The sequence below is a fragment of the Kibdelosporangium banguiense genome (assembly GCF_017876405.1).
In the GTDB taxonomy this organism is placed as follows: domain Bacteria; phylum Actinomycetota; class Actinomycetes; order Mycobacteriales; family Pseudonocardiaceae; genus Kibdelosporangium; species Kibdelosporangium banguiense.
Genome location: NZ_JAGINW010000001.1, coordinates 11,893,445 through 11,906,131, shown reverse-complemented (window position 1 = coordinate 11,906,131; position 12,687 = coordinate 11,893,445). Strand labels below are relative to the sequence as shown.

Here is a 12,687-nt window from a genome sequence, read left to right as displayed (position 1 = left end):
CCACCATGGCGAACACGTGCAGCGACTTCCGCGTCAGCAGACCGAAGTTCATACGATCAACCCTGCGGTACAGATCTTCAGAACCTCTGGGATACCTCTGCGAGAACTCAAGGAACCTGGATGTTGTTATCAACCGTCGAGGTGACTTCTGGTCATCCACAGGGGTGGAGTAATGCGTGCCGGGTTGATGGACCTCAGAATCCGGGTCAGCTGTGAGAAATCCCTGACCGGAAACTTGATCAGTTCGGCGAGGCGGCGAACCGTCAGGTAGTCGGCGCGTTCTCGCGCGTCACTGGATACTCGGGACACGCGGCCGATGACAGCCGGCTCGCTCAACTCTCCGCTGGATGCGTGCATCCCCGACGCTTTTGTTCGTTCGTAATCGATCTCAGTGCGGCCCTGTGCGTGCCGGACGACTTCTTCCACATCGGACAGTGAACGAGTGCCGGTCAGTTCGCCCACGAACAGATGCGCTTGCGTCACCCTTTCCATTGGGGTGGCGTAAACTTGCCCGGTGGTGTCGTTGAGGATGACCTGCAGTCCGGCGTCTCGAATCTCGGCCGTTCCGCGTTTCCCCGCGACGGCGGACACCCAAAGTCCCGTCGCCTCTGACGGGTGCCATTCGAAGATGGGCAAAATGTGTTCGACCTGATCGGGGCGGAGGTCGGGGTAGCGAGTGCAGTGCAGCGCCCGGCACCGTCCGGCTACCTGCTCCTCTGAAAGTTCGCCATCGGTGCCAGGCCCTGCGATGAGCACCTCGCACGGAAGTCGGGTAAGGGCGCACGCCGCCAATGCGAGAGCATCGGCAAGTGGACTGCGCAGTTCTGGTTCATCGCCTCTGGCAACAAGGTCACCGCCGACGTCAACCAGGACAAGCGACGATGCCCCAAGAAATCGGGCAATCGACTGAAGCTGTTCGGCCATCCCGATGGCGCCGCTGTATGGGTCAAGCAGGAATAGGCGTGCGTCGAGTTCGCGGGCGAGTCGGGGCAGGGTTGAGCCGGCGGGTGGTTTCAGGGTGGTGTTGGGCGTGATCTCCCAGACGTGTGCGGCGTGTTCGTTGAGGTTGTTGAAGTCTTGGGCGCCGCGAGGGCCGGGGAGCGGGTCGATGATCAGGCGGTCCCAGGCGTAGGTGGCGATGGCGGCCCGCTCGCCGGGTGCGTTGCGATTGGCGAGGACGGCGGCGGCGATCGCGTCTCCTCCGCCGCCTGCGGCCACGTACAGCGTTGAGGTCACTCTGTGACGTTAGCCCTGAGAGTCCCGCAAGGATCTGTGCGCGGCGGTATAGTGGCCACTGGCATAGGCCAGTGAGGAGGTGATGGCGTGCCTGAGATTCAGGAAGCTGTGCCGAAATACCTGCAGATCGCCAACTTCATCAAGAATGAGATCGTCCGGGGTGATCGCAAGCCGGGGGAGGAGATCCCGTCTGAGCGGCAGATCGCTTTGGAATGGAGCGTCGCGCGGCCGACGGCGGCGAAGGCTTTGAACGCGCTTCGCGTGCAAGGACTTGTTGAGTCGCGTCAGGGATCCGGGACTTACGTGCGTGATCCACAGGCCGCGATCCGGGCGAGAGAGCGGTACCAGCGAGCGCGGAAGTTCGGGCGGATCCACGCGACCGGTGACTATGCGGAGATCAAGTCCGCGGAAGTTGTCGACGCGCCGGACTATGTGCGGGAAACGTTGGCGCTGAAGGAGAACGCTCGTGTTGTGCGGCGGCAGAGGGTCACGTTCAGCACGGTTGACGGGCCGGTCGAGTCGTCGGTGTCCTGGCTGGACGCGAACCTGGTCGAGGTGGCGCCTCGGTTGGTGAAGACGGAGCGGATCAAGAACGGCACCGTGAGGTACGTCGAAGAGGTGACAGGCCGGAACGCGGCGTACGCGCGGGACCAGGTGGCGGCCCGGCTCGCGACAGACGAAGAGGCGCGGGACTTGAACCTGGGAGGAGAGGGTTCGGCGGTCCTGGTCTATCGCCACACCGTCTACGATACCGCTGATCAGCCGTTGGAGTTCGCCGAAGCGGTATACCCGCCCAACAGGTGGACGTTCGAGCAGAAGTACTCCGTCACCGAGTAGGCGGGTCTCCGCTTGCCTCAAGTGGCATATGCCACTACGGTGGCTAGTGGGCAAGGCCACTTGAGGTGCCGGTGGAGACCGGGTGGCCTTCGAGGCGAGTATCGGCTCGTGAGCGCCACTCCTGACCGGACGGCGACTGTCGACTTGTTCCGCCCCTGTGGTGCCCGCTCGCGATAGTCCATAATAGACAGATGGGTCGCGCGTTGTCGAGCGCATCTTGGACTGTATGAGTCTTTGTCAGGTGGCGAAGGCGGAAGTGTGTTCTTGTGCCCATTGTTGGAAGGGGGTGGCGGGGCGGCCGAGGACTTGCTTGGCTGTGTCTGTTGCTGGTGATCCGCCGGTTGCCGCGGATGCGATGAGCTCGATGATCGCGTCGACGGTTTCCGGGTCGGCGAAGTGACTAAACTGTTGGCGTGCTTGGGTTTCTGAGAGTTCCTCGATCTTGAGGTCGCGGCCGATGGCGGCGCCGACGAGTTCGACCTGGCGGCGCTGGGACAACAGTTCGCTGCCGGTCAGTATTGCGCTGACCTTCTCATTGGCTGTGCCGGTGAGGGCGGCGACTGCGACGGCTGCGATGTCGCGTTCGTGGATTGGCGCCGTCATTGCTTCGGGGTGCACCAGTCGTACGACACCCTCGGCGCGGATGGAGTCGGCCCAGCTCAATGCGTTGCTGGCAAGCACAAGTGGGCGGATCGGCGTCCAGGGTAGGCCTGAAGCGTCCATTGCCTGCTCGATCGAACGGTGCTCTTCGGCGATCCGGTTGCCCACTGCGTCGGGCAGGAGGACACTTCCGGATGACAACAACACAATGCGTTTGAGATCGGCGTCCTGAGCTGCGGTGATGAAACTGTCCGCGCCTTGTGTCGGGGCGTAAAGGAAAACCTGCTGCACTCCGTTCATCGCGGCCCTCAGTGTCGCGGTGTCGGTCAGATCGGCGGTGACGATCTGTACGTCGGCGGGTAAATCCGCCGACTTGCGGTCGCGTACGGACGCGCGCACCGACTTCCCTGCTGTCAGCAACTGGTCGACGACATGCCGCCCGACACTGCCCCGGGCTCCGATCACCAAAGTTGTCACGAGGATGCTCCCCAGCGTAGGCGAATCTGTGCGCGCCTTCGTGGTTACGAACCGTGACAGGCGAAGCGTTCCGGCGCCGCACTTCGCGTACGCCAACGGTAGCAGGTCAGCTGCCGCCGACGATTCGGCGTAGGGCGGCGACATGGCCCTGGTAGGCCGACCGGCCGGTTTTGGTGAGGCCGAGCCAGAGGCGCTGGCGGGTGTCACGGACGGCGCGGCGTTGTTCGACGTAACCGGCGTCGGTGAGTACTGAGATGTGCTTGCTGAGAGCGGATTTGCTGACGCCGAGGACTTCCAGCAAGGTGCCGAACTCGATTTCCTGCACGGGATCCAGGGCTGCGCAGATCCGCAGCCGGACGGGGGCGTGGATCACGTGGTCGAAGCCGTCGTCGGTCGCCGTTGTGGTTGATTCGGAACTCACTGACGCGCCGCCCGAGTGCGGAGTGTGTGTGCGGTGATGGTGAATACGGCGAATCCCAGCACTGCGGCTGTGACGGGCGCCCACCATCCGAGCAATGCCATGAACGAACCTGCGGTCAATAGGAAGACCGTCGGTCCATACAGCAGAGCGGCTTCACGCAATCGCATCGCACTGCGTGTCCAGCCCTCGCACACGCCGCGAGCGCGGCTCGTCCTGATGGTGAGTACGAGTAGCAGCAGTGTGAGCGCGACTGTGCTGGTGAGGCCCAGCCATAGCGGCGACAGCAGGGTGGTGAGTGGCACTGCGGCCATGCCTGCTCCGATGGCGTACCAGTGCCAGGCTGGATAACCGGCCCACGCCACGCGTGCCCGGCTCTGTTCTGTCGATGCCAAGGCGGCCAAGGCTTCGGCCGCGGTGACGTGCCCGTGTGTTTCCATGGTGGCAACTGTAGAGTTTCCGCTCTGGAAACGCAAGCTAGATGTGGACCGCGTGCGAGAGGCGCAGCGGCAGGCTGCTCGGCCCTCGGGTGTTGGCCGGGCGCCACTTCAGGTCGTCCTCGGGCACCGCGAGACTGAACTCGGTGAAGTGTCTCAACAGGACAGTCAGGGCGACCTGTGCCTCCATGCGTGCGAGGTTGGCACCTATGCAGAAATGGGTGCCGCGCCCGAAGGCCATGTGGGCGTTGTCCTCGCGTGTTATGTCGAACCGGTCGGGGGCGGGGAACCGGTCCGGGTCGTGATCGGCCGCCCACAGGCCCAGGGAGACCACTTGGCCCGCCGGGACGGTGACTTCACCGAGTTCGATGTCCGCGGTGGAGAATCGCATGGCGCTGAAGGCAACCGGGCCGACGTGCCGCAGGCATTCCTCCACGGCGTTCGGCATCAACCCGGCATCGGCGCGCAGGGCGTCGAGTTGGTCGGGATGACGCAGCAACATCAGAATGCTGCTGCTGATGAGGTTCACGGTCGTCTCGTGGCCCGCGACCAGCAGCAGGGACAGCATGGTCCGCAGTTCGGTGCTGTCGAGCCGGTCACCGTCGTCGTGGACGGCGACGAGGGCGCTGGTCAGGTCCTCGCCCGGGTTGGTGCGCTTGGTCTCGATGAGCGCGCCGAAGTAGCCGTCGAGGCCCGTCACCGCAGCGCGATAGGCGGCCACCGAGGCTTCGTCGCCCTGGTCGAACACGATCGCGTTCGTCCATTGCCGGAAGGTCTCGTGATCCTCGACGGGAACACCGAGCAGCTCGCAGATCATCAGGACAGGCAAGGGAAACGCGTACGAGCTGACCAGGTCCACCACCTCGCCGGCAGCGGCCTGTTCGCTCATGGCTGTGGTGAGTTGCTCGCAGATCTCCTCCGCGCGTGGCCGTAGGCCATCGACGCGCCGGGCGGTGAAACTGCTCGCCACCAGCTTGCGCAACCTGGTGTGGTCCGGCGGGTCGGTGCTGAGCAAGCTCTTGCTTTTGCGCTGGAACAGCGAACCGAACCGCTGCGGGAGTTCGCCCCGCTCCACCAGATCGGCCTCGATCTCAGGCGCGGACATCACCAGCCGTGGATCGCTCAGCGCGGCGCTGACCTCGCCGTAGCGGGTGACCAGCCAGGCGTCGATCCCGGTGACCAGCCGGCCGCGGTGCGCCGGGCACACCGCGGCGGGAGTGCCGCCGCCGGCCGGATCCGGCACCAAGGGCGCCGGGATACGTGCTGGATCCCCTGGGGAGAACTGGACCGCCATCACACTTCTCCTTCCCCGATGTGATCAGGGCTTACGTCCCACGGCCGCGAGAACCGCGTCGTGCCAAGGTGCGTCGTCCACCACGCGGAGCCCGTCGGGACGCCAGCGCGAGGTGTAGACCAGGCCCGGTTCGACGACCTCCAGGCCGGTGAGCAGATCGCCGATCCACTCGGGCGTTCGCGCGGTGGCCGCGCTGGTGAGCGTCTTGGTCATCTCCAAGACGTTGCTCAGCCTCACCGCGTCTCGCTGGTGGCTGCCGAGCGTGGTGTGCGACAGCACGAGATAGCTGCCGGAAGGGACCGCGTCGAGGTAACGCGCGACTGTCTTGGCGACGAGGTCGTGGTCCGAGACGTAGTACAGCGACGCGGTCATCAGTAAAGCGACGGGCCTGTCGAGATCCAGCAGTTCCTGGATGTGGCGATGGCCGAGTACGTAGTCCACGTTGCACATGTCCGCCTCGATCATGGCGGCGCCCTCGACGTTCTCCAGAGTCAGCACGCTGTGCGCGACGGCCACAGCTTCGTTGTCCACGTAGACGACCCTGCAGTCAGGGGCGACCCGGCGGGCCATCTCGTGCACTCCCTGCACAGTGGGGATGCCCGACCCGAGATCGAGGAACTGGCGTACCCCCTCTTGCGCGCACATCCGCACCGCCCGCTGGAGGAACGCCCGGTTGGACCTTGCCGCCTCACGGATCCACGGCATCCGTTCGATGGCCTGTTGGGCCCACTCACGGTCCACCGCGAAGTTGTAGGCCCCGCCGATCAGGTAGTCGTAGACGCGGGACGGGCTCGCCTGGTTCATGTCGATGATCCGCGACGACTGGTCGGTCCGGTCGTCCATCACGTCGCACGCCCAATCTTGATAAGAGGGGTAAAGCGCATAGCCTAATGGATGATGCCGGGTATTTCGATACCGATCTCGCAGCATACGTGGATGGTTCGTGGTAAAGCGAAGCAGAGTATTTAACCGATCAGGTGATCGTGCCGATCTTGCACAACCAGTAGCCTGCAGGCTTCGTTGTCATCCCCGACCTTGAGAAGGTTCTCAAGAAATGCGATCTTTGCGGGTACTCGTAACCTCTCTGCTCACTGGCTGCGCTGTACTGGCCGGGGTGCTCGTCATACCTGCGTCCGCCGCGGCGGCGACCCCGAAATGTTCGATTGTGTCCCAGCCGGTGTCGGTGATTCCCTTGCTGCCGATGACGGCCAAGGGGCAGCTGTGCGTTCCCGACACCGGTACTCCCAAGACAATGCAGTTGTTGCTGCACGGCGCCACTTACAACCGCGTGTACTGGGATCTGCCTTATCAGCCGGCTCGCTACTCCTATCAGCGCGACATGGCCACGCGAGGACTGGCGACATTCGCCGTGGACGAGCTGGGCGTCGGTGGGAGCAGCCGGCCGCTGAGCACGCTGCTGACCGGCGCCGCGCAGGCGTCGGCGGTTCACCAGCTGGTCGGCGACCTGCGGGCAGGCCGTGTGGACGGCGTGCGGTACGACAAGGTCGTGCTGGTGGGTCACTCGGCAGGGTCGGCCATCTCGGTGATCGAGGCCGCGACCTACCGCGACGTCGACGGCGTCATCCTCACCGGCGTGACCCACCTGCCGAACGTGCCCGTGGTGGTCGGCGACGTGGTCTTCGGCCTGTACCCGGTGACGCTGGATCCCCAGCTCGGACCGCGTGGCGACGACCCGGGATACCTGACCACCAAGCCGGGCACCCGTGGGCCCATGTACTTCGGGCCCGCTCAGACCGACCCCTTGGCGGTGGCGGCCGACGAGGCCTACGCCAAGGACACGGTCTCGGCGACCAGCCTGCTGGACATCATCGGACTGGGGCTGGTGAGCCCGTTGTCACGGGGGATCGACGTCCCCGTGCTGCTGGTCAACGGCACCGACGACACCGGGTTCTGCGGGCTCATCCGGGACTGCTCGACCGCTGAGGCGCTGCGTGCCCAGGAAGCGCCGTACTTCAGCGCGGCCGCGCAGCTCTCGGTGTATGTCCTTTCAGGTGCCGGGCATTCCGTCGCGTTGGCCACGAACTCGCCTGATTACCGGAATGTGACCCGGGACTGGCTCAGCCAATACGTCGGCTGACGATTCTCGCGGCAGGGCCGTTCCAGTCCTGGGACGGCCCTGCCATACGTTATGAGAGCGCGTCTTCGATGAACAACGGTGCGATATCCTCCGGTAGCTGCGCGTGAGCGAAGAAAGCGCCGCAGGCCGAATCCGCACCGGCCGCGCGCCACCAGTCCGCCTGCGCGGTGGTCGCGACTCCGCCGATGGTCACCGCTATGCCCGCGTCACGCAGAATCGAGAGCAGATTCTTCAGCGCTCGCGGCGCCCACAAATCCTCTTCGGGTCGTGTCGGCGCCCATTTCGCGACCGACCTGGCGATCTTCACGCTCTGCACCGGCAGTTCCGCGAGCCGCAAAAGGCACGCGGAGCCCATGCCGGCATCGTCCAGCTCGACGTGGATCGCGCTCTGCACAAGGAGTTTGACGTTGTCCACAGCCTGGCTCACCTCGGCCGACAACGCCTCGAGCGGGATCCCGACCCGGATGCAGTTCGTGCGCAGACCGGTCTCACGGATGATCATCCGTATCGTGCCGGCCAGATCGGGATCGACTGCCTGGCTCGGGGTCAGGCTCACCCGCACCAGGATGTCCTGGTCGTATTTCCGCTGCCACGCCGCCACCTGCGCACACGCGGATCGCAGCAGCCAGTGGCCGAGCGGAACCGCCAGGCCCGTCCGGTCGGCCTGCCGCATGCACTCGTCATGAGGCAGATGACTCAGCAGCGGGTGATGCCAGTCCAGACTGGCCTCGACTCCGGACACCTGGTTGTCGCTCAACCGCACCAAAGGCTGGTACAGCACCTTGATCTCGCCGTTCTGCCACGCCTTGGGCATGGCCACGGCGAGGCCCAGCATCGCACGCCGGCCAGCGCCGCGGGCCACGTCGAAGAGTTCCCACTGCCGCCAGCCCCGGCTCTTGGCCCTGCGCAGTGTGAGATCCGCCGAGTCGAGGAGGTCGGCGGGGGAGATGTGGTGGGCGGGCCGGTCGACGACGCCGATGGTCACCGATCCGGCCACGATGTGCCCGTCGAGGTCGACCGGCTCGGCCAGCCTGTCGCTGATCTGCTGGACCATGCCGGCCACGTCCGGGGTGGTGGCCGAGTTCTCCACGAGGATCGCGAACTCGTCGCCGCCGAACCGCGCGACCATCGCGTTCTCCTTGGCCACGATGTCCTTCAGGCGTTGTGCCACGGTCTTGAGCAGCAGGTCGCCGGCGCGCCGGCCGAGCCCGCAGCTGATCATGGAGAACGCGTCCAGATCGAGGTGGTAGAGGGTCACGCCGGTGGCGGGATCGGCTGTGCGCAGGGTTTTCTCCAGCCAGGTACTGAAGAACTGCCTGTTGGGCAACCAGGTCAGTTCGTCGTGCAGCAGCTGCCGGTTCAGCTGGCCCTGCAGCAGGTGCAGCTCGGTGCTGTCCTCGACGACCATCATGACGTGGCCCTGCCCGGCCGGTCTTCCCAGCAGTGACAACGTCATCGACACCCAGGCGGTCTCGGTGTCCTGGCGGACCAGCCTGCGCCACTCGTGGGTCCGGGCCTTCTCACCGCGCAGCACTGCCTCGTAGTCGGCCCGCAGCGGGCGCTCGTCGTCCGGGTGGACCAGGTCGAACAGGGTCGACCGGACGAGCTGGATCGAGGTGTCGCCGAGGATCGTGCAGAGCGCCCGGTTGGTCCGCAGGAATCTGCCCTGCGGGTCGGTGATGGCCATCCCGCTGGACGAGGTCCGCTCCAGCTGGTCGAAGCGGGCCTCGCTGGCCTGCAGGCCCAGCTGAGCGTTGAGCATCGCCTTGAGGATCGCCTGGCGCAGGGTCTCCTGCTGGTCGAGGGCGGACAGCCGCATCCGCTCGGCGTAGTCCGCGGCCAGGAAGCTCAGCAGGCCGATCACCCGATCGGATCGCTGTGGCCCGGCCAGGCTCAGCAACCCGCTGCCGAGCACCTTGATGGTGACCCGCAGGCTCGCCGGGTCCGTGCATCTGAGGTCCACCAGGTGCGCGGCCACCTCGCTGTGCGCGGTGGGCGGCTCGTGCCCGAGAGCGTCACACAGCTCGTCGACAAGCTTGGCCAGCCGCTGCTCGAGTTCGGCGTAGGTCAGCGGAACGCATGCTGTCTCGCTGAGCTGATGGGCCCAGCGTCTCGCGAGCTTCAAGCGCTCGCGAGCGGCGGCAGTCGAGGCCGGCTCTGCCGGCCCATGGGGCATCGGTGAAGTCATCTCTCGAATTCCCCTCGTGCCGCCTCCCCGCCGGCCAGGTGGTCCTCTGTGGACGCGGCGGCTGGGGGAGCCAGTGGCCATGTCCGGCTCGGATCGCCTGGCATGGCACTGGGGCGGAGGTTCTGGGCGATGGCGACGGGGATATCCAACTCCCAGTGGAGAACCGGATGCCACCCGCACCGAGTGGCTTAACACAAACGGATGAAGCCAATGCGGGCTGAATACGGATTCCGTCTCGGAGTGTAGAAGGCGGTATTACTCTCAGGTGTCGTACGCTCACTTGTTGTCAGAACGTCAAAACGCGGCGGGCGAATCCGGCGGAGAGATCAACATGATCCGCGGCAATGATCGAACCAGGCGCAGTTGTTCGCGCTGCTGGGCATCGCACCCGGAGCCGACATCAGCCTGCCTGCTGCCGCGAGTCTCCTCGGCCTGCCACCAGCCGAAACCAGGATCGTGCTGCTTGGCCTGGAGCAGGCATCGCTGATCACCCAGGACATGCACGGCCGCGGTCGGTTGGTATACCGCCTGGATCGGCGATTACGCGACTGCACGTGCCCACTGTGAGGCCGCACTCGCCTTGCAACGCCACCATGACAACACCGAAGGCGCAGCAGCCACATTGGACAGTCTCGGCTGGATCGACCACCGGACCGGCGACCACCACCGCGCCATCCACCACTACACGCAGGCCCTCATCCTGTTCCGCGACCTGGGAAACACCTTCCAGGCCGCCAACACCCTCGACAACCTCGCCCATCCCCACCTCGCTCTCGGTGACAGCGGGCAGGCCCGTCTGACCTGGCAGGAAGCGTTCGAGCTCTACCGCCAGCAAGGACGAGACCAGGACGCCGAACGCGTACGGCGACACCTCGACGAACTCGAGCGCACCGGCGAACCGGCCGACCCCTGGTCACGGCCGGTGCGCCGGTGTTCATCGCGTTGCCTGTTCGCCCCGATGCCACGGTGGTGCATGGTTGATGTGAAACACTTGAAGAATCCTGGACAGCGCTGGTCAGGGTGCGTTCGGCTGCTTGGCTGCAGGCAATGCCCGATTCGGAGTCGACCATGGACCCACGGTCGCGACTATCCTGGTCCGGCTCACGGATCGGCGATGCGAGGCGACCACGGACGGCGACCACGGACACCGCCTTGGGGGGAGACATGCGGACGATAGGCCAAGGCCGGTACGAACTCGATCGGACGATCAACCACGACGGCAACGGCCTGCTGTGGAAGGCCCGCGACAACGACACCGGACAGCAGGTGATCGTCAAGGAGCTGATCCCGCCCGACGATCTGGAAGGCCAGGCGCTGCACATCCACAGCCAGCACGCCTTCCGCGACGCGCGGCTCGCCAAACGCTTGTCCAGCCCCACCCTGGCGAAGGTCTACGACGCGATCAACGAGGACGGCACGATCTACGTCGTCACCGAACAGGTCACCGCGCCCAGGCTGAACGACCTCGTCGAGGACTCGGGCCCGCAGCCGGAAGCCTGGGTCACGCTCATGGCCGACCAGTTGCTCACCGCGCTGGAAGCCGCCCAGGACGCCGGGATCATGCACCACGGCGTCACGCCGCGGCGGGTCGCGATCATCGACCAGGACGAGGCGACGGTGAAGCTGACCGACTTCGGCTTCGGCACGGTCAGCCGTGACCCCACCGCGGACATGTGGGCGCTGGGCAAGACCTTGTACTACGCCGTCGAAGGCCGTCCGTTGAAGCGGGACCGCCCGATCATGAAGGTGTGCACGGGCCCGTTGGCGCAGTTGATCCCCCGGCTGCTCGAACCCGATCCGGAGGAGCGCATCCGGCCGCACCGGGCACGGCAGGTCATCTACCGCGCGCTCGGTGACAGTCAGTCCCCGGCGACTGTGGAGCGCCTGCGGATTCGCCGGCGCCCGATGCGCAAACGCCTGCAGGATCCCGTGCCTGTGCCGCAACTGCCACAGCTGGCGTCACTCGTCGGGCGGCAGATCAGCAACGGCCGGTACGTGCTCACGCGTGAGCTGGGCCGTGGCGGGATGGGCATCGTGTGGCTGGCCAAGGACACTGTGCTCGGCCGCGAGGTCGCGGTGAAGGAACTCATGGTGCCCGGCGGGATCCCGGTCGACCAACGCGGCGAGTACGCCGAACGTGTGCTGCGGGAGGCCCGGATCGCCAGCCGGCTCGTCGACCCGGGCATCGTCACCGTCCACGACCTGATCAGAGAGCACAACGACACGTTCATCGTGATGGAGCTCGTCGACGCGCCGACGCTGGAGGACCTGGTCAACAAGAACGGCCCGATGCAGCTGCACAAGGTCGCCAAGCTCGCCGACGACCTGCTGTCGGTACTGGAGGTGGCGCACGAGGCGACGATCGTGCACCGGGATGTCAAGCCCAGCAACGTGATGGTGCCTTCGCGTGGGTCGGCCAAGCTCGCCGACTTCGGCCTCGCCCAGTCCTACGACGATCCGAAGCTGACCTCCATCGGCACCATCATCGGCTCGCCCGCGTACATGTCGCCGGAACGCATGCAAGGCGGCCAACCGTCGGACGTGTGGGACCTGTGGGCATTGGGCGCGACGCTCTACTTCGCGGCAGAAGGACGTGGAGCGTTCGAGCGTGCGACGTTGCCCGCCACGATGGTCGCGGTGATGACCGAAAAAGCGGAGTTACGCAGAAGCCGGGGCGCGCTCGCCGACCTCATCGTCGGCTTGCTTGAGCGCGACCCGGCGGAACGGATTCGCATCCCCGCGGCCAGGGCGCTGATCGAACGAGCGACCAGCGCCTCGACCTAACCTGGACTTCTCGGGAACACATAGCGCCGGACTGCTGCCGCGACGGCGACCACGAGCAGCAGTGTGGCCAGCGGTCCGGCGACCAGCCAGTCACTGGCGGGCGTCGCGGGCGTGACGTCCGTCTGGACCACCGCGATGTGGTTCTGCGCGGGCGGTCCGCTACCCGCGCCGTTCTGGGCGAGCGTGAAATCCCGCGGGGCCGGTGGTCCGCCGCCCGCGCCGTTCTGAGTGTGCACGACTGGTGACATCAGGCCGTATTCGATGGCGGTGGGCATGCCGTCTGCCTCCTTCATGAGCCGGTGCCCTAGCACCAGTGTG

13 protein-coding genes are annotated in these 12,687 nt (G+C 65.8%); 5 read left to right on the top strand and 8 right to left on the bottom strand.

The features are described from left to right. Positions 1-129 precede the first annotated feature (129 nt). Entirely contained in the window at positions 130-1,236 is a 1,107-nt protein-coding gene (locus JOF56_RS53340; RefSeq protein WP_209647066.1) for a DUF1152 domain-containing protein, read from the bottom strand. A gap of 87 nt (positions 1,237-1,323) precedes the next feature. Between JOF56_RS53340 and JOF56_RS53335 the strand changes: the two genes are divergently transcribed. After that, a complete protein-coding gene (locus JOF56_RS53335; protein WP_209647065.1) occupies positions 1,324-2,073 on the top strand; it encodes a GntR family transcriptional regulator in 750 nt (249 codons plus the stop codon). 237 nt (positions 2,074-2,310) lie between these two features. Here JOF56_RS53335 and JOF56_RS53330 read toward each other — a convergent pair whose 3' ends face one another. The 5 genes from JOF56_RS53330 to JOF56_RS53310 form a co-directional block, all read right to left on the bottom strand. After that, positions 2,311-3,150, bottom strand: a complete 840-nt coding sequence (locus JOF56_RS53330) for an SDR family oxidoreductase (protein WP_209647064.1) — start codon at positions 3,148-3,150, stop codon at positions 2,311-2,313. Positions 3,151-3,256: 106 nt separating this feature from the next. Next, a complete protein-coding gene (locus tag JOF56_RS53325) occupies positions 3,257-3,571 on the bottom strand; it encodes a transcriptional regulator (RefSeq protein ID WP_209647063.1) in 315 nt (104 codons plus the stop codon). After that, positions 3,568-4,008, bottom strand: coding sequence for a hypothetical protein (locus JOF56_RS53320; RefSeq protein WP_209647062.1), 441 nt, complete (start codon positions 4,006-4,008; stop codon positions 3,568-3,570). Before JOF56_RS53320 ends, JOF56_RS53325 begins: the two co-directional genes overlap by 4 nt. Before the next feature lie 37 nt (positions 4,009-4,045). Beyond that, entirely contained in the window at positions 4,046-5,299 is a 1,254-nt protein-coding gene (locus JOF56_RS53315) for a cytochrome P450 family protein (protein WP_209647061.1), read from the bottom strand. A 24-nt stretch (positions 5,300-5,323) separates the two neighbouring features. Beyond that, a complete protein-coding gene (locus JOF56_RS53310; protein WP_209647060.1) occupies positions 5,324-6,142 on the bottom strand; it encodes an SAM-dependent methyltransferase in 819 nt (272 codons plus the stop codon). Positions 6,143-6,353: 211 nt separating this feature from the next. Here JOF56_RS53310 and JOF56_RS53305 point away from each other — a divergent pair, with 211 nt between their 5' ends. Further along, positions 6,354-7,397 (top strand): alpha/beta hydrolase, encoded by a 1,044-nt coding sequence (locus JOF56_RS53305; RefSeq protein WP_209647059.1) that lies wholly within the window; start codon positions 6,354-6,356, stop codon positions 7,395-7,397. A gap of 49 nt (positions 7,398-7,446) precedes the next feature. Here JOF56_RS53305 and JOF56_RS53300 read toward each other — a convergent pair whose 3' ends face one another. Next, on the bottom strand, positions 7,447-9,585 hold the full coding sequence (locus JOF56_RS53300) for a putative bifunctional diguanylate cyclase/phosphodiesterase (protein WP_209647058.1): 2,139 nt from the start codon (positions 9,583-9,585) through the stop codon (positions 7,447-7,449). A 363-nt stretch (positions 9,586-9,948) separates the two neighbouring features. Here JOF56_RS53300 and JOF56_RS59250 point away from each other — a divergent pair, with 363 nt between their 5' ends. From JOF56_RS59250 to JOF56_RS53290, 3 genes are read left to right on the top strand one after another with little or no spacing between them, the layout of a single operon-like run. Then, positions 9,949-10,152 carry a hypothetical protein gene (locus JOF56_RS59250; protein ID WP_245378787.1) on the top strand — a complete coding sequence of 68 codons (204 nt, stop codon included), beginning with the start codon at positions 9,949-9,951 and terminating at the stop codon, positions 10,150-10,152. A gap of 13 nt (positions 10,153-10,165) precedes the next feature. After that, positions 10,166-10,762, top strand: coding sequence for a tetratricopeptide repeat protein (locus JOF56_RS53295; RefSeq protein ID WP_245378786.1), 597 nt, complete (start codon positions 10,166-10,168; stop codon positions 10,760-10,762). Then, on the top strand, positions 10,750-12,369 hold the full coding sequence (locus tag JOF56_RS53290; protein ID WP_209647057.1) for a serine/threonine-protein kinase: 1,620 nt from the start codon (positions 10,750-10,752) through the stop codon (positions 12,367-12,369). Before JOF56_RS53295 ends, JOF56_RS53290 begins: the two co-directional genes overlap by 13 nt. Here JOF56_RS53290 and JOF56_RS53285 read toward each other — a convergent pair. Then, positions 12,366-12,644, bottom strand: coding sequence for a hypothetical protein (locus JOF56_RS53285; RefSeq protein WP_209647056.1), 279 nt, complete (start codon positions 12,642-12,644; stop codon positions 12,366-12,368). The genes JOF56_RS53290 and JOF56_RS53285 overlap by 4 nt on opposite strands. Between the last annotated feature and the right edge of the window lie 43 nt (positions 12,645-12,687).

Bases quoted from the DNA above. Each gene is read 5' to 3' on its own strand.
- JOF56_RS53320 (WP_209647062.1), bottom strand. From the start codon at position 4,008: ATGGAAACACACGGGCACGTCACCGCGGCCGAAGCCTTGGCCGCCTTG.
- JOF56_RS53315 (WP_209647061.1), bottom strand. From the start codon at position 5,299: ATGGCGGTCCAGTTCTCCCCAGGGGATCCAGCACGTATCCCGGCGCCC.
- JOF56_RS53310 (WP_209647060.1), bottom strand. From the start codon at position 6,142: ATGGACGACCGGACCGACCAGTCGTCGCGGATCATCGACATGAACCAG.
- JOF56_RS53305 (WP_209647059.1), top strand. From the start codon at position 6,354: ATGCGATCTTTGCGGGTACTCGTAACCTCTCTGCTCACTGGCTGCGCT.
- JOF56_RS53300 (WP_209647058.1), bottom strand. From the start codon at position 9,585: ATGACTTCACCGATGCCCCATGGGCCGGCAGAGCCGGCCTCGACTGCC.
- JOF56_RS53290 (WP_209647057.1), top strand. From the start codon at position 10,750: ATGCGGACGATAGGCCAAGGCCGGTACGAACTCGATCGGACGATCAAC.
- JOF56_RS53285 (WP_209647056.1), bottom strand. From the start codon at position 12,644: ATGCCCACCGCCATCGAATACGGCCTGATGTCACCAGTCGTGCACACT.